The organism is Aureimonas sp. D3, from assembly GCF_001463805.1.
Taxonomy (GTDB): domain Bacteria; phylum Pseudomonadota; class Alphaproteobacteria; order Rhizobiales; family Rhizobiaceae; genus Aureimonas; species Aureimonas ureilytica_A.
This window is the reverse complement of the sequence record NZ_BBWM01000029.1, coordinates 118609-136471: the sequence shown is the minus strand read 5'-3', so window position 1 is coordinate 136471 and position 17863 is coordinate 118609. Positions and strand designations below refer to the sequence as shown.

The 17863-nt window shown below is 65.7% G+C and carries 19 protein-coding genes; 11 read left to right on the top strand and 8 right to left on the bottom strand.

Features of this window, described 5'->3' with window-relative positions; all coding sequences use genetic code 11:
- Positions 1-5 precede the first annotated feature (5 nt).
- Positions 6-1169 (top strand): CobW family GTP-binding protein, encoded by a 1164-nt coding sequence (locus AUL36_RS07970; RefSeq protein WP_062219569.1) that lies wholly within the window; start codon positions 6-8, stop codon positions 1167-1169.
- Positions 1169-2146, top strand: coding sequence for a WD40 repeat domain-containing protein (locus AUL36_RS07965; RefSeq protein ID WP_062219568.1), 978 nt, complete (start codon positions 1169-1171; stop codon positions 2144-2146). Before AUL36_RS07970 ends, AUL36_RS07965 begins: the two co-directional genes overlap by 1 nt.
- Before the next feature lie 141 nt (positions 2147-2287).
- Here the strand turns inward: AUL36_RS07965 and AUL36_RS07960 are convergent, their stop codons facing one another.
- Both AUL36_RS07960 and odc2 read right to left on the bottom strand, forming a co-directional pair.
- On the bottom strand, positions 2288-2809 hold the full coding sequence (locus AUL36_RS07960) for a GNAT family N-acetyltransferase (protein ID WP_374700749.1): 522 nt from the start codon (positions 2807-2809) through the stop codon (positions 2288-2290).
- A 317-nt stretch (positions 2810-3126) separates the two neighbouring features.
- The gene (gene odc2, locus AUL36_RS07955) at positions 3127-4260 is read right to left on the bottom strand and encodes an ornithine/lysine decarboxylase (protein WP_058600184.1); all 1134 of its coding nucleotides are present in this window, start codon (positions 4258-4260) and stop codon (positions 3127-3129) included.
- 529 nt (positions 4261-4789) lie between these two features.
- On the opposite strand from odc2, the gene AUL36_RS07950 reads away from it, so the two are divergent.
- From AUL36_RS07950 to AUL36_RS07935, 4 genes are all read left to right on the top strand, one after another.
- A complete protein-coding gene (locus AUL36_RS07950) occupies positions 4790-5707 on the top strand; it encodes a LysR family transcriptional regulator (RefSeq protein ID WP_058600185.1) in 918 nt (305 codons plus the stop codon).
- Positions 5708-5748: 41 nt separating this feature from the next.
- Entirely contained in the window at positions 5749-6267 is a 519-nt protein-coding gene (locus tag AUL36_RS07945; RefSeq protein WP_058600186.1) for a L,D-transpeptidase, read from the top strand.
- Positions 6268-6375: 108 nt separating this feature from the next.
- Positions 6376-7047, top strand: a complete 672-nt coding sequence (locus AUL36_RS07940) for a DUF1007 family protein (RefSeq protein ID WP_062219564.1) — start codon at positions 6376-6378, stop codon at positions 7045-7047.
- 44 nt (positions 7048-7091) lie between these two features.
- Entirely contained in the window at positions 7092-8168 is a 1077-nt protein-coding gene (locus tag AUL36_RS07935) for a nickel/cobalt transporter (protein ID WP_062219561.1), read from the top strand.
- Between the two features lie 26 nt (positions 8169-8194).
- Here the strand turns inward: AUL36_RS07935 and AUL36_RS07930 are convergent, their stop codons facing one another.
- Positions 8195-8959, bottom strand: coding sequence for a gamma-glutamyl-gamma-aminobutyrate hydrolase family protein (locus AUL36_RS07930; RefSeq protein WP_062219560.1), 765 nt, complete (start codon positions 8957-8959; stop codon positions 8195-8197).
- Positions 8960-9237: 278 nt separating this feature from the next.
- On the opposite strand from AUL36_RS07930, the gene AUL36_RS07925 reads away from it, so the two are divergent.
- The 4 genes from AUL36_RS07925 to AUL36_RS07910 all read left to right on the top strand — a co-directional run bounded on the left by AUL36_RS07925 (position 9238) and on the right by AUL36_RS07910 (position 11713).
- A complete protein-coding gene (locus AUL36_RS07925; RefSeq protein ID WP_058600190.1) occupies positions 9238-9945 on the top strand; it encodes a hypothetical protein in 708 nt (235 codons plus the stop codon).
- Positions 9946-10046: 101 nt separating this feature from the next.
- Positions 10047-10592 (top strand): regulatory protein RecX, encoded by a 546-nt coding sequence (locus tag AUL36_RS07920; protein WP_058600191.1) that lies wholly within the window; start codon positions 10047-10049, stop codon positions 10590-10592.
- Between the two features lie 163 nt (positions 10593-10755).
- Positions 10756-11319, top strand: a complete 564-nt coding sequence (locus AUL36_RS07915; protein WP_062219558.1) for a type 1 glutamine amidotransferase domain-containing protein — start codon at positions 10756-10758, stop codon at positions 11317-11319.
- Positions 11320-11458: 139 nt separating this feature from the next.
- The gene (locus tag AUL36_RS07910; RefSeq protein ID WP_058600193.1) at positions 11459-11713 is read left to right on the top strand and encodes an aa3-type cytochrome c oxidase subunit IV; all 255 of its coding nucleotides are present in this window, start codon (positions 11459-11461) and stop codon (positions 11711-11713) included.
- Positions 11714-11777: 64 nt separating this feature from the next.
- Here the strand turns inward: AUL36_RS07910 and AUL36_RS07905 are convergent, their stop codons facing one another.
- From AUL36_RS07905 to AUL36_RS07890, 4 genes are all read right to left on the bottom strand, one after another.
- Entirely contained in the window at positions 11778-12278 is a 501-nt protein-coding gene (locus tag AUL36_RS07905) for a DUF992 domain-containing protein (RefSeq protein WP_058600194.1), read from the bottom strand.
- A 201-nt stretch (positions 12279-12479) separates the two neighbouring features.
- The gene (locus AUL36_RS07900; protein ID WP_062219684.1) at positions 12480-13343 is read right to left on the bottom strand and encodes a tetratricopeptide repeat protein; all 864 of its coding nucleotides are present in this window, start codon (positions 13341-13343) and stop codon (positions 12480-12482) included.
- A 440-nt stretch (positions 13344-13783) separates the two neighbouring features.
- Positions 13784-14023 (bottom strand): 30S ribosomal protein S21, encoded by a 240-nt coding sequence (gene rpsU / locus AUL36_RS07895; protein WP_026358568.1) that lies wholly within the window; start codon positions 14021-14023, stop codon positions 13784-13786.
- A 149-nt stretch (positions 14024-14172) separates the two neighbouring features.
- Complete coding sequence (locus AUL36_RS07890) at positions 14173-16152, bottom strand: FUSC family protein (protein ID WP_062219556.1); 1980 nt, start codon at positions 16150-16152, stop codon at positions 14173-14175.
- Positions 16153-16497: 345 nt separating this feature from the next.
- Here AUL36_RS07890 and AUL36_RS07885 point away from each other — a divergent pair, with 345 nt between their 5' ends.
- Complete coding sequence (locus AUL36_RS07885; protein WP_058634738.1) at positions 16498-17406, top strand: hypothetical protein; 909 nt, start codon at positions 16498-16500, stop codon at positions 17404-17406.
- A 103-nt stretch (positions 17407-17509) separates the two neighbouring features.
- Here AUL36_RS07885 and AUL36_RS07880 read toward each other — a convergent pair whose 3' ends face one another.
- Positions 17510-17722: a hypothetical protein gene (locus tag AUL36_RS07880; RefSeq protein ID WP_210168847.1), complete on the bottom strand. Its 213-nt coding sequence runs from the start codon at positions 17720-17722 to the stop codon at positions 17510-17512.
- Between the last annotated feature and the right edge of the window lie 141 nt (positions 17723-17863).

Here is a 17863-nt window from a genome sequence, read left to right as displayed (position 1 = left end):
CCTCGATGTCCGAAACCGCTCGCGGCTCCGAAACCCAGATTCCCGTCACCGTTCTCACCGGCTATCTCGGCTCCGGCAAGACGACGCTGCTCAACCGAATCCTCTCCGACAATCACGGGCAGCGATACGCCGTCATCGTGAACGAGTTCGGCGAGATCGGCATCGACAACGATCTCATCGTCGAGACCGACGAAGAGATCTATGAAATGAACAATGGGTGCGTCTGCTGCACGGTGCGCGGCGACCTCGTGCGCGTGGTGGAAAACCTCACCAAGCGCCCTGGCCGGTTCGACGCCATCATCGTGGAGACGACGGGCCTTGCCGATCCCGTACCCGTCGCGCAGACCTTCTTCATGGACGACGACGTGCGCGCGAAGACGCGTCTCGACGCCGTGGTCACGCTGGTGGACGCCAAGCACCTGCCGCTTCGCCTCAAGGATTCCCGCGAGGCCGAGGATCAGATCGCCTTCGCCGATGTCGTGATCGTCAACAAGACCGATCTTGTGACGCCCGAAGAACTCGCCCGGATCGAGGCGACCGTTCGGGCGATCAACCCCCATGCCGTGATCCACCGCGCGGAGCGCTCGGCCATCGACCCCAAGCGCGTGCTCGGGCAGGGCGCGTTCGATTTGAAGCGCGTTCTGGATCAGGAGCCGGAATTCCTGGAAGAGGCCGCGCACGGCCATGACGATCATGTCTGCGGGCCGGACTGCGACCATGATCATCACCATCACGACCACCATGCCCATGGGCACGATCATCACGACCACGATCATGGGCATCACGACCATGACCACCATCATCACGACCATGGCCATCATCACCATGGCGACGTTTCGCCCATCCATGACGTGACGGTGAAGTCGGTGTCGCTGCGCGGCGGGGAAATCGACCAGCGCAAGTTCTTCCCCTGGATTCAGGATCTTACCCAGACGCAAGGCGCGAACATCCTGCGCCTCAAAGGCATCATGGCCTTTGCGGGCGACCCGGATCGCTATGTCGTGCAGGGCGTTCATATGATCATCGAGGGCGATCATCAGCGGCCCTGGCGCGAGGGCGAGGCGCGTGAAAGCCGGCTCGTCTTCATCGGGCGCGAGCTGGATGCCAAAGCGCTGGAAGAGGGCTTCAAGGCCTGCTTCGCCAAGTCCCCCGTGGCAGCCGGCGCCTGATGCCTCAGGTCGTCCCCTACACGTTCGACACGCATGTGGAAGCGGCGCTGTTCCTCAAGGACGCGCCGGTCTTCGCCCTGTCGGACGGCACGATCCGCTTTCCCGCCGGCGGCGAGAAGGTGCTGGAAGCGCACAAGGGCGGCCTCGTCACCGCCCGCTACGACGCCTTTTCCCATCGCCTCCTCACGGGTGGGGAGGATGGGCGCGTCGTCGCGACGCTCCCTGACAGGACCCTTGGCGAACTCGGCTCGGCTGGCCGAAAGTGGATCACGGCGGTGGCCGGAGGCCCCGGCGGGGCGGTCGGCTATGCGGCCGGTCGCTCGGCCTTCGTGCGCGAGGCCAAGGGCGAAGCGCGCGAGTTCGTTCATGCCCGCACGGTGGAGGATGTCGCCTTCGCGCCCAAGGGCCTGCGGCTCGCCACGGCGCGCTATGATGGCGCCAATCTCTTCTTCGCCGGCACCGACGCCAAGCCGCAGGAACTGGACTGGAAGGGGCCGCACACGGACGTCTTCTTCTCGCCGGACGGGCGCTTCCTCGTCACCGTCATGCAGGAAAATGCCCTGCATGGCTGGCGTCTGGAAGACGGCAAGCACATGCGTATGACCGGCTATCCCGCCAAGGTAAAGAGCTGGTCCTGGTCGGCCAAGACCAAGTTCCTGGCGACATCGGGCGCGCCGGCTGCGATTCTCTGGCCCTTCTCGTCCAAGGACGGGCCGATGAACAAGGCGCCGCTGGAATTGGGCACGCGCGGCGACACGATGGTCACCGCCGTCGCATGCCATCCGAGCGACGATATTCTCGCCATCGGCTATGCGGACGGCATGATCCTCGCGGTGCGCTTTGCCGATTCGAAGGAGGCGCTCCTGCGCCGAGGCGGCTCGGGCGGCGTCACGACGCTTGGCTGGGACAAGGAAGGCCGCTTCCTCGCCTTCGGCTCCGACAGCGGCGAGGCGGGCGTCGTGGACATAGCCTCCTGACGATTGGGTCTGTTTGGTCGCCCAGCGATTACGGGCTGGTCGATCGTTTCAGCGTCTGAATGCATGAGGTCGGAACGCGCGGGGGAGGGACCCTTCGCGTTCCGGCCTTTTTATCGGCCCGCACTGGCAAGACAGGGATGATCAGGCGGCTGCGGCGATAACCTCGGACGTGATCTCACGGCCTGTGGCAGCGATCATGCCTTCTGCGCCGTGAAGCGCACCCGGCTCGATTTCGAGGCCAAGCAGCCGATGCCGCTCGAACGGGCCGGGCATGGTGAGGCCTGCGGCCACATTAGCCGAGAAGCCGAAGCGCTCGTAATAGGGCGCGTCGCCCACCAGCACGATCGCATCATGCCCCCGGAACGCCGCCTCCGCGATGGCGCGGCGCATCAGCGACGAGCCGATGCCGAAGCCCTCGAAGCCCGGCAGAACCGCGAGAGGTCCGAGCAAGAGGGCGGAAACGGCCGCGCCGCCCCGCTCGCCCGCCGCGACGTTCCACAGGCGCACGGATCCGATGAGCGTACCGTCCTCGGTTTCGGCGACGAGCGCCAGACCGTCGGCCGGCAGCCGTCCACGGCGCAGCGCCTCGGAGGACTTGCGCACGCGCCCCGGACCCATCGCGGCGTCGAGCAGCGCCTCGCGCGCGCTCACATCCCCCGGCATCTCGGCGCGAAGATGCACGATCGGCTGGGAGCGCAGGAGTTCGAACAGGGAAACGGGATGCGCGGCCATGAGGCGATCCTCGAAACAGGGGCGAGCGAACTCGCGCGTCGGCCGAGAGGCGAACGCGCGCGTGAGGGCAGGCGGCCGGGCGGGACTTGAGGCCGCGTCCGGGCATGGCAGCGATAAAATCAGCGCAAAGCGCCAAGGGCGCGCAGGCGCCATCGGGCGAGGGGCAAGGCGCCGGGGCCTCACGGGCCTCGGCGGTGTCGCAAGGAGATCGATCCAGTCGGCGGCTTTTTAATCCGGCCGGACGACGCTCAGATGACGTAGGAGCGAAGCGGCTCGAAACCGTTGAAGGCGACGGCCGAATAGGTCGTCGTGTAGGCACCCGTCCCCTCGATCAGAACCTCGTCGCCCACCGTCAGCGAGATCGGCAGCGGATAGGGGGTCTTCTCGTAGAGCACGTCGGCCGAATCGCAGGTCGGGCCGGCGAGCACACAGGGCTCCTTGCGGTCCTCGTCGCGCGCCGTCACGATCGGGTAGCGGATCGCCTCGTCCATCGTCTCGGCCAGGCCGCCGAACTTGCCGATGTCGAGGAAGACCCAGCGGTTCGCGTCCTCGACCGACTTCTTCGACACGAGAACGACCTCGGCCTTGATGACACCGGCATCGCCCACCATGCCGCGACCGGGTTCGATGATCGTCTCCGGGATGCGGTTGCCGAAATGTCGGCGCAGCGCGGCGAAGATCGAGCGGCCATAGGCCTGCGCGGTCGGCACGTCCTTGAGATAGCGCGTGGGGAAACCGCCGCCCATGTTGACGAGGGTCAGCGTGATGCCGCGCTCGGCCAGCGTGTTGAACACGAAGGCGGCGTCGGCCAGCGCGCCGTCCCAGGCCTCGGTGTCGCATTGCTGCGAGCCGACATGGAAGGAGACGCCCGTCGCCGTCAGGCCGAGCGCATGGGCGTGGGTCAGAACGTCCACGGCCATGGCCGGAACGCAGCCGAACTTGCGCGACAGCGGCCATTCGGCGCCGGCCCCGTCCGTCAGCACCCGGCAGAAGACGCGCGCGCCGGGTGCGGCGCGAGCCACCTTCTCGACCTCTTCCACGCAGTCCACCGCGAAGAGCGAGACGCCGAGCGCATGGGCACAGGCGATGTCGCGCTCTTTCTTGATCGTGTTGCCATAGGAAATGCGCGAGGGCGTCGCGCCGGCGTTCAGCGCCATCTCGATTTCGGCGACGGAGGCGCAGTCGAAATTCGAGCCGAGCGAGGCGAGAAGGCGCAGGATTTCGGGCGCCGGGTTGGCCTTCACCGCGTAATAGATCGCCGAGTCCGGCAGCGCGCGGCGGAAGGATTGATAATTCTCTTCCACCACGTCGAGATCGACCACGAGGCAAGGGCCGGTGGGACGTCGGGTGGCGAGGAAGTCGATGATGCGCTGCGTGGCCATGGGTCAGCTCCAGTGAACCGCTTGGGTTGACGAGGAGCGCACGCGCTCAAGCCCACGAACGGCCGGTGGAGACCCCGCTCATGGATCGAACGCGAAACGCGAATAGCCTCCCACATCGGGCAGCCGGACGGCCGAACGAGAGCGGAAGATTGTGCCATGGCTTGGAGGGTTGGACCCGCCGCACTTCAGGCAAGGAAGGTGTGCCTCTACAGAATTCCCGGCTATGGAGACCGGGAGAGACCAGAAAGGCCCGCACCGTCGTTGCTTCAAGGCGTCCACGATTTCGCCAGCAGCGAAACCGACCTGGAGGAAACCTCCAGTGACCGACCCGGTGATCTTCGCATTCGAAGGACCGGGGGACGCCCACAGGCACGTGCGACATTGGGCAAGGGCGGATATAGGACCCGCTGATGTCGCATACAAGCGAAAAATTCACCCTCTCGCACGCTTGCGAACCTGATATGGAAGCGTTTTGGCCGGTGTCGCGATGGGGCAACACGGGTCGGTTTGGGGCAAGGAAATTGTGCCGATGGATACGTTGACCCGGATGCGCGCCTTCTTGTCTGTCGTGGAAAGCGAGGGCTTCTCGGCGGCGGCACGCAAGACCGGTCGCTCCAAGGCGCTTCTGTCCAAATATGTGCGCGAGTTGGAGGACGAACTGGGCGTTCTCCTCATCAACCGCACCACGCGCCAGATCGCGCTGACGGCGGCGGGCGAGGTCTATGTGGCGCGCGCCTCCACGATCCTCGCCGATCTCGCCGCGCTCAACGAGGAAGCGCGCGAGGCGACCGGCGAGGCGAGGGGGGCGCTGCGCGTCACCGCCGCGCGCACCTTCGGCGACGCCGAACTCGGCCTCAGTCTGGTCGAGTTCTCGGCCGCCCATCCCGACATCACGCTCGATCTTCACCTCAACGACAGTTTCGTCAATCTGGTGGAGGAAGGCTTCGACGTTGCGATCCGCATGACGCGCCTCACCGATTCGGCCATGATCGCGCGGCGTCTCGGCCAACTCGATTTCGCGATCTGCGCAACGCCGGACTTCCTGAAGACGCATGGCACGCCGACCCATCCGACCGATATCTCGCGCCTGCCGGCCGTGATCGATTCCAACGCCAAGACGCTCTACAACTGGACCTTCAAGGACCCCAAGACCGGCGATCCGATCCCGATCAACGTGTCGGGGCGCTTTTCCGCCAACTCTCCCTATACGGTGCGGGCGGCGACATTGGCGGGCCTTGGCGTTGCGCTGATCCCCGAATTCGTGGTGCGGCAGGACATTGCCGACGGCCGCCTCGTTTCGATCCTGGACGACTTCGTGCCGCGCGATGCCGGCATCTATGCGGTTTTTCCGCATCGGCGGCATCTTCCTGCGCGAACGCGCGTGTTTGTTGACTTCTTGGCAACCTGGTTTCGAAAGAATTGTCCGGGTCGCGAACCGGCAGCTTGACGGATCAAGCTTGCCCGGCCGCTCATGATTCGAGGTTCTCCATGGTCCGTTTTCGCGCCCTTGTCGCATCGGCCGTCATCGCCTGCGCCACGATGCTCACCCCCGCCTATGCCGCGCCCTCGCGGGATCGGGAGGAAACCCTGTTTCTAGGGGACTATGAGCCAGGCACGATCGTGGTCATGACGGGCGCGCGGCAGCTCTTCCTGGTGACGGGCCATGAGCGGGCGCTGAAATACGACATCGCCGTCGGCAAGCCGAGCGAGCAGTGGTTCGGCACGAGCTGGGTTTCCAAGAAGCGCCTCAACCCGATCTGGGTGCCGACGCCATCCATGCGCGAGGCCAAACCGACCCTGCCGGCCTCGGTCGGCCCCGGCCCGAGCAACCCGCTCGGCCGCCGCGCCATGAATCTGGGCTGGGGCACCTATCGCATCCACGGCACGAATTCCCCGAACTCCATCGGCTCGGCCGCGTCCGCCGGTTGTTTCCGCATGAGAAACGCCGATGTGGAAGACCTGTTCGAGCGCGTTCACGTGGGCGCGCAGGTCGTGGTGCTGCAGTAAGATGCCCTGAGCCAGCGCGATCCCCCGCAAGGGTTCGCGCTGGACTTCTCCCCAATTTGGCCGTTCTTTGCGCCTCCAAGAGGCGCCGGACGAACGGGGACTGCGAGCATGGGTGTGAGACGGGCGGCCGCGATCGGCGCTGGCGCATGGGCGCTTGGTCTGGTCGCCAGCGGCGGGGCTGAGGCGCATCCTCATGTCTTCGCCGACTCCAAGATGGAGATCGTCGGTACGGCCGATGGCAAGCTGTCCGCGATCCGCAACATCTGGCGCTTCGACGAGCTTTTCTCTTCCAGCGTCGTGGTGGATTTCGATAAGAACGGCAACGGCAAGCTCGATCCGGAGGAACTGGAGGCGGTGGGCAAGACCGTGCTCGGCTCCATCGCCGAGTGGGAGTTCTACACGTTCGTGTCCATCGGCAAGCGCGACATCAAGCTCCATCCGCCCAAGGAAATCCGCGGCCTCTTCGACCATGGGCAGCTGACGCTCTTCTTCGAGATGACGCCCGCCGAGCCGGTGGACCTGAAGAAGGATAAGGTGACCTTCTCCGTCTATGACGAGAGCTATTTCGTTGCCTTCGACTTCGCCGACGAGAACGCCTATCAGCTGCTCGATCTGCCGAAGACCTGCACCAAGAGTTTCACGCGGCCCGACCCGGATGCCGATGCGTCGGAATGGATGAACTCGGTCTCCATGCTGAAGCCCAATCAGCAGCTTCCCGACGATGGCGTGAATTTCTCGCAGCTCCTGGCGACGCGCATCGACGTGTCATGCGCCAAGTAAAATCCCCTGCTACAGACCGTTCGTCGCATTCGAAAGGCCCGACCATGCGTTCGCCCTTGCGCCTCGCCGGACCCACGCTTCTCTGTCTGTGCCTTCTGACAGGCGTGGCCCTCGCGCAGTCCTCGCTCGGCATCGGCAATGCCGAGGTGACACCGACGCCGAGCGGGCCCTTCGCCGGCCTCATGATGGAGATCCTGCGCATCCAGCGCGGCTTCTTCGTGGACTTGCGCCATGCGCTGGTCGCGATCCGAGACGGGCAGGGCGGTTTCGGCTGGCTGGTCGGCTTGTCCTTCATCTACGGCATTTTCCACGCGGCCGGCCCGGGGCACGGCAAGGCCGTGATCTCCTCCTACATGCTGGCCAACGAGGTGGAGCTTCGGCGCGGCATCGCGCTGTCCTTCGCCTCAGCCATCGCGCAGGCCTTGTCCGCCGCCGTGATCGTCCTGTTCGGATGGATGGTCCTGCGAGGCACGTCCTTGTCGATGACGCAGGCCGCTTTCGGTCTGGAACTGATGTCCTATCTCGGTGTCGCCGCCATCGGCATCTGGCTGGTCCTGCGCAAGGGCCATGCCCTCCTGCGCCGTCTTCCCGTTCTGCCGCTTGTCTGGCGCGCGCCGCAAAGCGGACCCCAGGGGCTGGCCTTCGCCGGCGCGGGCACCTTCACAGACCGCACGCGGGGCGGGCCGAAGCTGCTGCCGCGCGCCTCCGGCGCGTATGGCTCGGATGTCTGCGACGACGCCGCGGGTGACGCGTGCGACTGCGGCCGGCCGCATATTTTCTCGGCCAGCGAACTCGGCGGCAAGGGGTTCTCCTGGCGTTCGGCCCTGGCGGCGGTGGTGGCCGTCGGCCTTCGGCCCTGTTCGGGCGCGATCGTGGTTCTGACCTTCGCGCTTCTGAACGGGCTCTACGGCTCGGGTCTTCTCTCGGTCTTCGCCATGGCGCTCGGCACCGCGATCACCGTGTCCGCCCTCGCGGCTCTGGCGGTCGGCGCCAAGGATGTCGTGTTGCGGTTGGGCCAAGGCGCGTCGCGCCTTCGCCCGTTGCGCGCCCTTCTGGAATTTTCGGGGGCGCTGCTGCTCGTTTCTCTCGGCTTCGGTCTATTCTTCGCCTCGCTGGCGTGAAACTCCCTGCGAAAGCGCTGCGCGGATTATCCGGCGGCGCGCGCGTCCCGGCGCGCGCGACACGCGGCCGCGAAAGCCTCGAAGATCGCGCGGGACGGTCCGTCCGTCGCCGCCCAATATTCCGGGTGCCACTGGACACCGAGGGCGAAGCCGCGCGCCGAGGGCACGGACACCGCCTCGACGGTTCCATCCTCTGCCCGCGCCTCGACCGCGAGCCCATCCGCCAGCCGGTCGATCCCCTGCCGGTGCAGCGAATTGACGGGGAAGGCCTCCTCGCCCACTAGAGCGGCCAGCCGGCCGCCCTCTTCCGGCTGGACGGGATGGCGCAGCGCGAAGCGGCCGGCCTGCTCGGGATGCTCGGGCGCGCGATGATCCATCCGGCCTTCGCCATCCTGGATTTCAGTCGCGAGCGAACCGCCCAGCGCCACGTTCAACTCCTGATGCCCCCGGCAGATCGCCAGAAGCGGAACGCCGGTTTGGAGGGCGCGGCGGATCATGGTGAGCGACAGGCGATCCCGCTCCCGGTCGAAGGGCTCGTGCGAGGCGCTGGGCTCGACGCCGTAGAGCGCGGGATGGACGTTGGAGGCCGATCCGGTGACGAGCACGCCGTCGATCCGCTCGAACAGGACGTCCAGATCGCTCTCATCGACCAGCGCCGGCACGATCACCGGCACCGCGCCCGCGACCTCGCGGATGGCCGACAGATAGGTGCTGGGGCTCGCGTGCCATTGGTAGTTCTCGAACTCCCTGACATCGGCCGGCACCGCCACGAGAAGCCCTGTCGCGCCCATCGAACCTGTCTCTCCTGATGAAATGGACCCCTCACGGGCTCCGAACCTGTCGCATGGCATAAGCCTCGCAGCCTCTGCAAGCCCGGCGTCAGTTGCAGGCCGGGGGTGGGCCGCCGCGTTAAGGTCTCGTTAACCATCTGCATTTTTAATCAATCTTGCGAATTGCTTAACGGCTGGCTCCCCCCGCCGCTCTCATGACGAACCCGTTTCCTTCTTCCCGCGCGACGCCACGGCACCTTGGCGGCGAAAGCCCCCGCGCGCCTTGCGAAAGACCTGGCATGATCCCCGTTCTGTCCATCGGTTCCCTGAAAACCTCCGGTTCCTCCACGCTCGCCCTGACGCTGGCCAGCGTCGCCAATGCCGCCGACATTCCCGTCGTGCTGATCGACGCGGCCCGCGACAAGGATCTCGTCGACTGGGCGGCGAAGGAGGGGCGTCCCTCGCGCTGCACGGTCGAGGTCGCCGACGATGAAATGTCGCTGGAGCGCCTCGTGCGCGCCGCGCGCCGCCGGGGCGAGATCGCCATCATCGATGCCGGCGACAACCCGGACCTCTTGCGCGCCGGCGCGCGCCTGTCCGACCGCGCGCTGATCCCGGTTCGCTTCTCGCCGCTCTCGGCCTATGCCGCGCTCGCCACCGACCGTCTCCTGCGCCTGGAAGCGGGCAAGGGCCGACGCGACCGCGACTGGGCCTTCGTCGCCAGCGCCGTGACCACCATTCCGAGCCGCGTCGCCCGCGCCATCGAGACCATGATCGAGCGGTCCGAAACGCCGCGCCTTGACGTCGGTCTCGTGCATCGTGCGGCCTATGAAGCGCCGTTCTACCACGGCGGCACGCTGTTCACGCTGGGCGAGGAGCATGTGTCCGGCCTCGACCGCGCCCGCGCCGAAGCGGCGCAGCTCGCCCACGAGGTCGGCCTGCTCGGCGGCCCGATCGGGATCGAGACGGATCACCGCGTCCAGCCGGGCCTCGCCTACGCCGCCTGAGCTTTCGCCACTCGTGAACCAAAAAGGCCAGCCCATGAGGCTGGCCTTTTCGCGCCCAGCGCCCTTGGTGGCGATGCTGGCCGGCCCTATAGATCAAACCCATGCGCCGTCCGAGCCCAACCGAAGAGCCCAAGCCGCCGAGGCCCATCACAGCCGACTGGCTGTTTCGGGCCGCCGCCCACTATCTGGAGCGCTACGCCGCCTCGACGGCGCATCTGAAGCGCGTCTTGGAGCGCAAGGTCATGCGCCGGGCCATGCTGCGCGGCGAGGAGCCGGGCGAGTTCGCCGGGCTGGTGGACGAGACGGTCGCGCGCTTTGTCGAACTCAAGCTTCTGGACGATCGCAGCTTTGCCGAGGCGAAGCTCGCGAGCCTCCGGCGGCGCGGATCGTCGCGCCGGCACAGCGCCCTGAAGCTCAGCGAAAAGGGCGTCGATCGCGAAACCGTTGCCGCTGTTCTGGAGGCCGACGAGACGGACGAAGAGAGCGCGGCGCGCGCGCTCGCCAAGCGCCGACGCCTGGGGCCGCACCGCTTGAGAGACCGCGCCGAGCGGCGGGACAAGGATATCGCGGCCCTGATGCGCGCCGGCTTTCCCTATTCGATCGCCGCCGCCGCGATCGATGCCGAAGTTGAAGCGGATGCCTTCTAGGGTGCGGATCGCGATGTAATCGCGTCCAAACAATCGGGTCCCGCCGATCCCGGCGCGGAGGAACCATCCTGAATCGACCCCGTTAGTTCCTCGAACGGCCGGACGGCGCAGGCGACCCTCAGGGGTACCGCGCCGCAGCCTATACCCGAAAGAGGACTATCCCATGCCAAGCATTCAACAGGCCAAGATCGCCATTCTCGCCACCGATGGATTCGAGCAGTCCGAGCTGATGGTGCCGCTGGAGAAGCTCAAGGCGGCCGGCGTCAGCGTTCACGTCGTGTCCCTCAAGGGCGGCGAGATCAAGGGCTGGGACGAGACGGATTGGGGCCAGAGCGTTCCCGTCGACAAGCTCCTGTCGGAGGTCAGCGTCTCCGACTATGACGCGCTCGTTCTGCCGGGCGGCCAGATCAACCCCGACAAGCTGCGGGCCGAAGAAGCCGCCGTGTCCTTCGTGCGCGACTTTTATAATTCCAAGAAGACGCTGGCCGCGATTTGCCATGCGCCCTGGCTTCTCATCGAGGCCGGCGTGATCGAAGGGCGCGATGTCACGTCTTTCAAGTCGATCAAGACCGATGTCGTGAACGCCGGCGGCCGCTGGCATGACGAAACGGTGGTGACCGATCAGGCCCTGATCACCTCGCGCAACCCGGGCGATCTCGACGCCTTCGTCGCCAAGATCATCGAAGAGGTCGAGGAAGGTCGACACGAGAAGCGTCAGGCCGCCTAACACGCGCGGCTAAGACTCGCGAGACTGGTGCGGAGCGTCCCATGGGCGCTCCGTTTTCACAGGTGGAGGCGGGGCGTCGATTGCCCGTTTCCCGCCTTTTGGCTATTCATGACGGCAGGCGAACAGTTCGAGGGAGGCGATGATGGCGCAAGAGGCGGGATACGAACCCGGCAAGGGTGCGGAGATGGACTATCGGGAGCACCAGCGCACCTATGCCGGCTTTCTCTGGCTCGTGAAATACGGCTCTGCCGCCGTGATCGCGATTCTCGTCGGCATGTTGATGGGGCTGATCGTCGGTGCGGGCGTGATCATGAGCGTGCTCAGCGTCGTGATCGTGATGGTCGTGGCGCATTTCGCCGTTCTCAAGGGCGACGAAGTCTCCATGACGCATTAGGCGAGTGCGCCTCCAGCCATGAAAAAAGCCCCGCAGACGATGCGGGGCTTTTTTGTGTCGAGGTTCACGGCTTGTAGACGGCGCCTGCGGGGGCGGCTTCCTCGAGGGTCAGCCGCGCCACGCCGAGCGTGGCGTTCACGCCTTCCTGGATCTGAAGGCTGGTCGGCTGGAGAGTGAAACCGCGATCCGGACCGCCGATCAGCGATTTGCCGCCGACGCCCACCGCGAAGGACGCATCGACGCTGGTGCCGTAATAGCGGCCGGCCAGCGACTGCGGTTCGCCTTCGGTGAAGCTAGCGGCCAGAACCGACCAGACCATCCTTGTGCGACCTGTGATGCCGAGATCGATGCCATAGGTGTCGAGTGTGCCGACATAGGTCTCAGTGGGTGTCCAGCGACCCAGAGGCGCGTAGGTGCACAGCACCGTCTCCGAGGAGGTGACGATCTGATTGATCGTGCCGTTGCTCCGGCAGGTCAGGGTGCCAATCTTGGCGCCGGCGGAAGCGGGAACGATGGAAGCGGCCAGCGCGAGCGCGCCGAGGGCGGCGGTGAGAGGGAGTTTCATGGTCTGCGATACTCATCGTGATGACACAGGATGTCGCAATAACCATCGTTGCGCGGGATCGGTTTCCGCGACCCGTTAAATTCCATTCACAAAGATTAACATCGTCGGGCGGATGTGAAGTCGCGCGCGATCGAACGAAAGAAGCGCTCAAACCGCCGCCGGCCCGTGAGCGCGGCGGCGGATTGGGTGATGATCAGCCGATCAGGAACCGGCGGAACCGCGCGTGCGCGCCACGCCGTCCTTGGCCGGCTGATAGTTCGGGTCCAACTGCGCGGCATGGGCGAAGGAGCGATAGGCCTTGGCCTTGTCGCCGCGCGCTTCCAGAACGAGGCCCTGATTGGCCCAGAATTCGGCGCGCTTGCCATCGAGCAGAATGGCACGATTGATGTCGTCGGCCGCGTCATCGACATTGTTCAGTGCCAGATAGGACACGGCGCGGCCGGAATAGGGCTCGGGCGCGTTCGCATCCATCGAGATGGCCGTCGAGAAATCCTCGATCGCCTGACGGTGCTGCCCGTCCAGTTGGTAGAGCAGGCCGCGATTATGATAGGCGCGCGGATCGGTCGTGTTCAGGTCGATGGCGCGCTGAAAGTCGGCCAGCGCTTCGCGGTTGCGATTGGCGACACGGTAGATATTGCCACGGCCGATATAGGCCGTGTCATATTTCGGGTTGATCTGGAGCGCACGGTTATAATCCGCCACCGCTTCCACATTCTTGTTCATCTGGCGCAGCACGAGCGCCCGGTTCGCATAGGCCTGATAGAAATTCGGATCGAGCTGGATCGCGGTCGAGAAATCCTTGATCGCGCGATCATTGTCGCCCGAGCGACCATAGGCGATGCCGCGAACATTGTAGGTCTCGGGATTGCTCGGGTTGGCATTCACGGCGGCCGTCAGCGACGAGAGATTCTCGGACGAGCCCTGCGCCTGATCCAGCGCGATGGATTGAAGGGCGGGGCCGGTCTGGCACGCCGAAAGAGCGAGGCCGGCGGCAGCCAGAACCAGACCGCGCGTGCGGACGAAGGCGGCGGCGGAGCGGACTGACGTCCGGTGAGTCTTCGTCATGGTGAGCACGCGGCGACTTCCTTCAAGGCACGGCGATCGAGGTCGAACGAATCCGGCCTCCGGGGGCATGGGGCTCGCTCCTGTCGAGGGGCGCGGGCCGGCGCGTCAGAATAAAGAGACAAGCTTACCTGAGGCCGATGTCTCGACCCTTCGAACCGCCTGCACGACCTGTCCGCACCGCTGCAGATCGTCCAGGACAGAGACTTTTTCGATATGCCTTGCGGGCCTGCTATTTCAAGACAGGATCGCAACATCCGAACGCGTCATTGCGGCACGGGGCGGAGCTATGGCCGGTCGGAGCGGGCCGACTCGCTCTTAGATCGATGCGCGATGCCGAACGCCTTCAAGATCATAGCTCGCAGCGCCGACACCCAAACGAAAAGGGCGACGCAGCCGATAGCTGCACCGCCCCGATCCAATTCTAGAACTGAGCGATGCGCTCAGCGAGCCGCGGCCGGCTTGGCGCGGCCACCAGCGACGAGACCCTCGCGCTGGGCCTGCTTGCGGGCCAGCTTGCGAGCGCGACGAACCGCCTCGGCCTTCTCACGAACGCGCTTCTCCGAGGGCTTCTCGTAGAAGTTGCGCATCTTCATTTCACGGAAGACGCCTTCCCGCTGAAGCTTCTTCTTGAGAGCGCGGAGAGCCTGATCGACGTTGTTGTCGCGAACGAGTACCTGCACAGAATGATCCGTTTCCAAGGGTCCAAAGGGTTGCGTGGAGACGGGGCGGAACGCGCCGGGTCTCCCGCGGGAAGCATCCTTCCCGTGATCGTGGCGGCTTCCATATCAGAAGCCCGGGCACCTGTCGAGCGCCATACGTTCCATCGGCCTCAGGGGGCGATGGCGGAACGGGTCGATCCGCCGGCGGCATCGGCGGTCGCCTGATGGAGGATATGGCGCAGCGCATGAAGCGCAAGAGCTGCATCGGGTGCGTCCAGATCACGGCTGGCCGAAACCCAATCGGTCGGTGTGAGGGCTGGCGTCGTCGAGTGGCGAAAGAAGTGCCCGACGCCCGAGCGCAGCGTTGCGATATCGGCTCGGCACCGGGCGATCGACCGGTCGAACTCCTCCGCGTCCGGCTCTTGCGCATCCGCGCTTCGAGGCATGTCGGCGGTGCTGGCGAGGCGATGGGCCCAGTAGGCAAGCGCGGCCAGCCGCAGAAGGCCAAGGCGCACGAGCTTGCGCCGGGGCGCGGAAATCCAGCCGCTCTCGAGCGGGCGCGCGATGGTCACGATCTCGGTGTGACGCCGGTCGAGCGCGCGCGTCACGGCCAGAACCTTCCATGATGAGGCATTGCCCCGCCGATTTTCGAGAATCGTCTCCAGAAGGCGATCGAGTTCGGCGAGGAAACTGTCGACGCCGCGCCGCGAAATATTCTCCGTGCGCGTCGGGAAGACGAAAAAGGACACGAGCATTCCCGCCAGCGCGCCGACCAGCGTTTCCTTGAGGCGCAGGACGAGAAGGTCGGGCGAGAAGCTGCCGAGAAGCCCGTAAACCAAAGACAGCGCCACGGTGACGAAGAAGGTCAGCGCGCCGTAGGAGACCTGCACGAAATAGAAGGCCAGAAACACGCAGAGCACGATGAGGCCGAGGGGCAGGGCGAAGCTCCCGTGCAGGAGCGTCGCCACCAGAATGCCGACGACGATTCCCACCCCCGTGCCGATCGCCCGATCGACGCTGCGCAGAAGCGCGTCGCCGCGCGACTGCGTGTTGACGAACACCAGAAAGGCCGTGAGGACGGCCCAGAACCAGCGCTGTTCCGAAACCCAGAGCCCGCCCGCCATGGCGAGAGCGCAGGCGAGCGTCACCTGGAGCGCCAAGCGAAAGGAGGGCTGGCGGTGCCATGGAACGGGTGTCTGCGCCGCGCTCGGCAGCGCAAGCCCCGGCCCTTCGAGCTGGTGTTCATCGAGCCCGTCCGCCGAGCGCCGGAGCTGGAGCCGCGCCTTGGCCAGTCGGTCCAGCGTGCCGGCCAGACGGCTTTCATAGGATGCCGCGTCCGCCTCCGTGTCGAGGGCCGCGGCGAGCGTCGTTTCGGTCGCCAGATGCAGGTCGAAGAGCTTGATGGCAAGGACGGCCGCCGGCGTCTGGCGCTCGGCGCCGCTGGCGTCGTCGGGCAGGAGTCCTTCCGCGATGGCGATGGCGCTTCTGACCTGGCCTTCCGCCGCGATGGCGGCGCGGCGGGCCTCCTCCGGCCAGCCGGCACGTCTGCCTGCGCGGATGCGCGAGACCAGCGTTCCGATGCGCTCTTCCACCGCCCGAAGCGTCTGGGCGAAATCGAAGGCGGGCCGATCCGGCAGCAGGATCTCCCGCACCAGATGCGCCACGCCGCCGCAAAGCAGAAGGGCGAGAGCGATCGTCGGCAGATCGGAAACGGCGGCGTGGAAATAGATGCCGACGAAGCAGGCCATGAAGGCGAACATGCCCGCCGCATTCCAGCGCAGCCCCCATTTGCGGGCATAGACCGCCGCGAAGGTCACGACGAGAAAGAAGCCGTCCAGAAGGCCGGAGCGTTGGCCGACAAGAGCGATGGGCACCAGCACTCCGAGACCGGCCGCCGCGCACAGAACACGGGTCTGGGCGCGTCCGACGGCGCTGCGATCCTTGATCGCAATGGCATTCTGCAACGCCAGAATGAGACCGATCGCGAAGCTGATGACGGGCAATGGCAGAACGAAATTCAGCAACGTCAGCGACAGGCCGACGAAGACGAGCGTCAGCGTCACGCGGCCGGCCATGCGAAGGCGCACCAGGCCGGGATCGGTGCCGGCCAGCCAACCATGGAGACGTTCGAGAAAGGCGTTGCGCGGCATGGGGCTCCATCCAGACAAGTCTCATGGATTGGAGCGTGGAACGAAAAGCGTCAACTCGCTTCGACAAGCAAATGGGCGCGGGGCGTCGCGACAGGTCTGGTTGGAAGCGCCCGCTGGAATCAGCAGGTATCAGGAAATCAAAGTAAAACTTACGATCACCTTCGCCAAGTGATGGGCGGGCGAGTCCGGATCGAAGTCACCGCGTCGCATTTCGTTCGTGCACAAGAAAAAGCGCACGGCACATCTGGAAGAGTGTCGTGGCCGACCATTTACCTAGACCATGGTGCCTCGTCCGAGGCCCGCCTTTCGTGAGCGCGATGCGCCACCCGAGTTTGGAGTGAAGATATGGTCGATATTGTGGATCGCGGCGCTGTCGCGGGCGTGGGAATTCGTCGCATCTCGTGGGGCGCCATCATCGCCGGCACGATTCTGACGCTCGTCGTCCAGATCATGCTGGCCCTTCTGGGATTGGGCATCGGCCTTGCATCGATCGACCCGATGTCCGGCGATACGCCTTCGCTCGCCTCCTTCTCGTCGGTCGGTGGCATCTGGACCGCGCTGACAGTCCTGATCGCGACCTTCGTCGGGGGCTACGCGGCTGCGCGCTTTGCCGGTTCGACTATGCGCCGCGACGCTGCCCTGCACGGCATCACGACCTGGGCGACCTCGACGCTCGTGATCGTCTATCTCCTGACGAGCGGCGCATCCGCCCTGATCTCCAACACGTTCGGCGCGCTCGGCTCCACGATCTCCTCCATCGGTCAGGCCGCTGGGGCGGTTGTTCCCAATTCGCTGGATTCCCTGCCGCCGCAGCTTCGCCAGCAGGCGCAGCAGCTCCTGGCGCGCGGCCAGCAGCAGGCCAATCAGGCCGCCGATCAGGTGCAGAACGAGGCCAATCAGGCCGCGCAGAACGCTCGTCAGGCCGCCGGCACGCAGGATCTGGGCGCGGCTGTCACGGAAATCTTCAAGGGTCTTGGCCGCGACGCGACGCCTGAGCAGCGCCAGAGCGCCGTCAACGCCATCTCCTCGCAGGCTGGCATCAGCACGCAGGAAGCCGAGCAGCGCCTCAACCAGTTCCAGGGCCAGTATGACCAGGCCGTCGCGCAAGCTCGCGAAGCCGCGACCAAGGCTGCCGAGACCGCCTCTACCAGCGCTTTCGTGGCTTTCGTCGGCCTTCTCCTTGGCCTCATCGTCGGTGCTGTGGGCGGCGCGGTCGGCCGCACCGATCGTCTGGCCGGCTACTACCGCGACTGAGCGCGCGGCATTTGAACACAAAGGAAAGGCGGGCTTCGGCCCGCCTTTTTTGTTGGCTCGAGTCATCGGGGACGGGGCGGTCGGTCCATGCCCGCTCGCCCGATCAGAAATAGTTCAGGAAATAAAGGCTTCCGGCCAGAACAAGCCCGATGGCGGCAGAGGACCAGAGCGCCGGCGCCATGCCGCCGGATCTGGAAGTTCTGCGCTGCGCCTCGATTTCTTCCAGCCGGCTTGCAACGCGACCCTGCGCCATGAGGCGGATGTCCGCGCCTTGAATGGGGGCGCGTCGAGGCGTCGTCGCGCGCGTACGGGGCACGGGATAGGCCCGAAGGTCTTGTCCGCTTGCCACGGTCGGATCGCAGCCGAATCCTGTTGGGAACATCATCTGCCCACGCATCGCTTCGCCCCTCCATGGCCACACTTCTTAACGCGGGAGCGGGGAATGAGGTTGCAGGGG

What these genes read in the sequence shown, in the direction of transcription:
- AUL36_RS07935 (WP_062219561.1), top strand. Translation starts at nt 7,092, where the DNA reads ATGCGTTCGCCCTTGCGCCTCGCCGGACCCACGCTTCTCTGTCTGTGC.
- AUL36_RS07905 (WP_058600194.1), bottom strand. Translation starts at nt 12,278, where the DNA reads ATGAAACTCCCTCTCACCGCCGCCCTCGGCGCGCTCGCGCTGGCCGCT.
- AUL36_RS07910 (WP_058600193.1), top strand. Translation starts at nt 11,459, where the DNA reads ATGATGGCGCAAGAGGCGGGATACGAACCCGGCAAGGGTGCGGAGATG.
- AUL36_RS07965 (WP_062219568.1), top strand. Translation starts at nt 1,169, where the DNA reads ATGCCTCAGGTCGTCCCCTACACGTTCGACACGCATGTGGAAGCGGCG.
- AUL36_RS07925 (WP_058600190.1), top strand. Translation starts at nt 9,238, where the DNA reads ATGATCCCCGTTCTGTCCATCGGTTCCCTGAAAACCTCCGGTTCCTCC.
- AUL36_RS07945 (WP_058600186.1), top strand. Translation starts at nt 5,749, where the DNA reads ATGGTCCGTTTTCGCGCCCTTGTCGCATCGGCCGTCATCGCCTGCGCC.
- AUL36_RS07970 (WP_062219569.1), top strand. Translation starts at nt 6, where the DNA reads ATGTCCGAAACCGCTCGCGGCTCCGAAACCCAGATTCCCGTCACCGTT.
- AUL36_RS07950 (WP_058600185.1), top strand. Translation starts at nt 4,790, where the DNA reads ATGGATACGTTGACCCGGATGCGCGCCTTCTTGTCTGTCGTGGAAAGC.
- AUL36_RS07940 (WP_062219564.1), top strand. Translation starts at nt 6,376, where the DNA reads ATGGGTGTGAGACGGGCGGCCGCGATCGGCGCTGGCGCATGGGCGCTT.
- AUL36_RS07890 (WP_062219556.1), bottom strand. Translation starts at nt 16,152, where the DNA reads ATGCCGCGCAACGCCTTTCTCGAACGTCTCCATGGTTGGCTGGCCGGC.
- AUL36_RS07900 (WP_062219684.1), bottom strand. Translation starts at nt 13,343, where the DNA reads ATGACGAAGACTCACCGGACGTCAGTCCGCTCCGCCGCCGCCTTCGTC.
- AUL36_RS07930 (WP_062219560.1), bottom strand. Translation starts at nt 8,959, where the DNA reads ATGGGCGCGACAGGGCTTCTCGTGGCGGTGCCGGCCGATGTCAGGGAG.
- AUL36_RS07960 (WP_374700749.1), bottom strand. Translation starts at nt 2,809, where the DNA reads ATGCCGGGGGATGTGAGCGCGCGCGAGGCGCTGCTCGACGCCGCGATG.
- odc2 (WP_058600184.1), bottom strand. Translation starts at nt 4,260, where the DNA reads ATGGCCACGCAGCGCATCATCGACTTCCTCGCCACCCGACGTCCCACC.
- AUL36_RS07915 (WP_062219558.1), top strand. Translation starts at nt 10,756, where the DNA reads ATGCCAAGCATTCAACAGGCCAAGATCGCCATTCTCGCCACCGATGGA.
- AUL36_RS07920 (WP_058600191.1), top strand. Translation starts at nt 10,047, where the DNA reads ATGCGCCGTCCGAGCCCAACCGAAGAGCCCAAGCCGCCGAGGCCCATC.
- AUL36_RS07885 (WP_058634738.1), top strand. Translation starts at nt 16,498, where the DNA reads ATGGTCGATATTGTGGATCGCGGCGCTGTCGCGGGCGTGGGAATTCGT.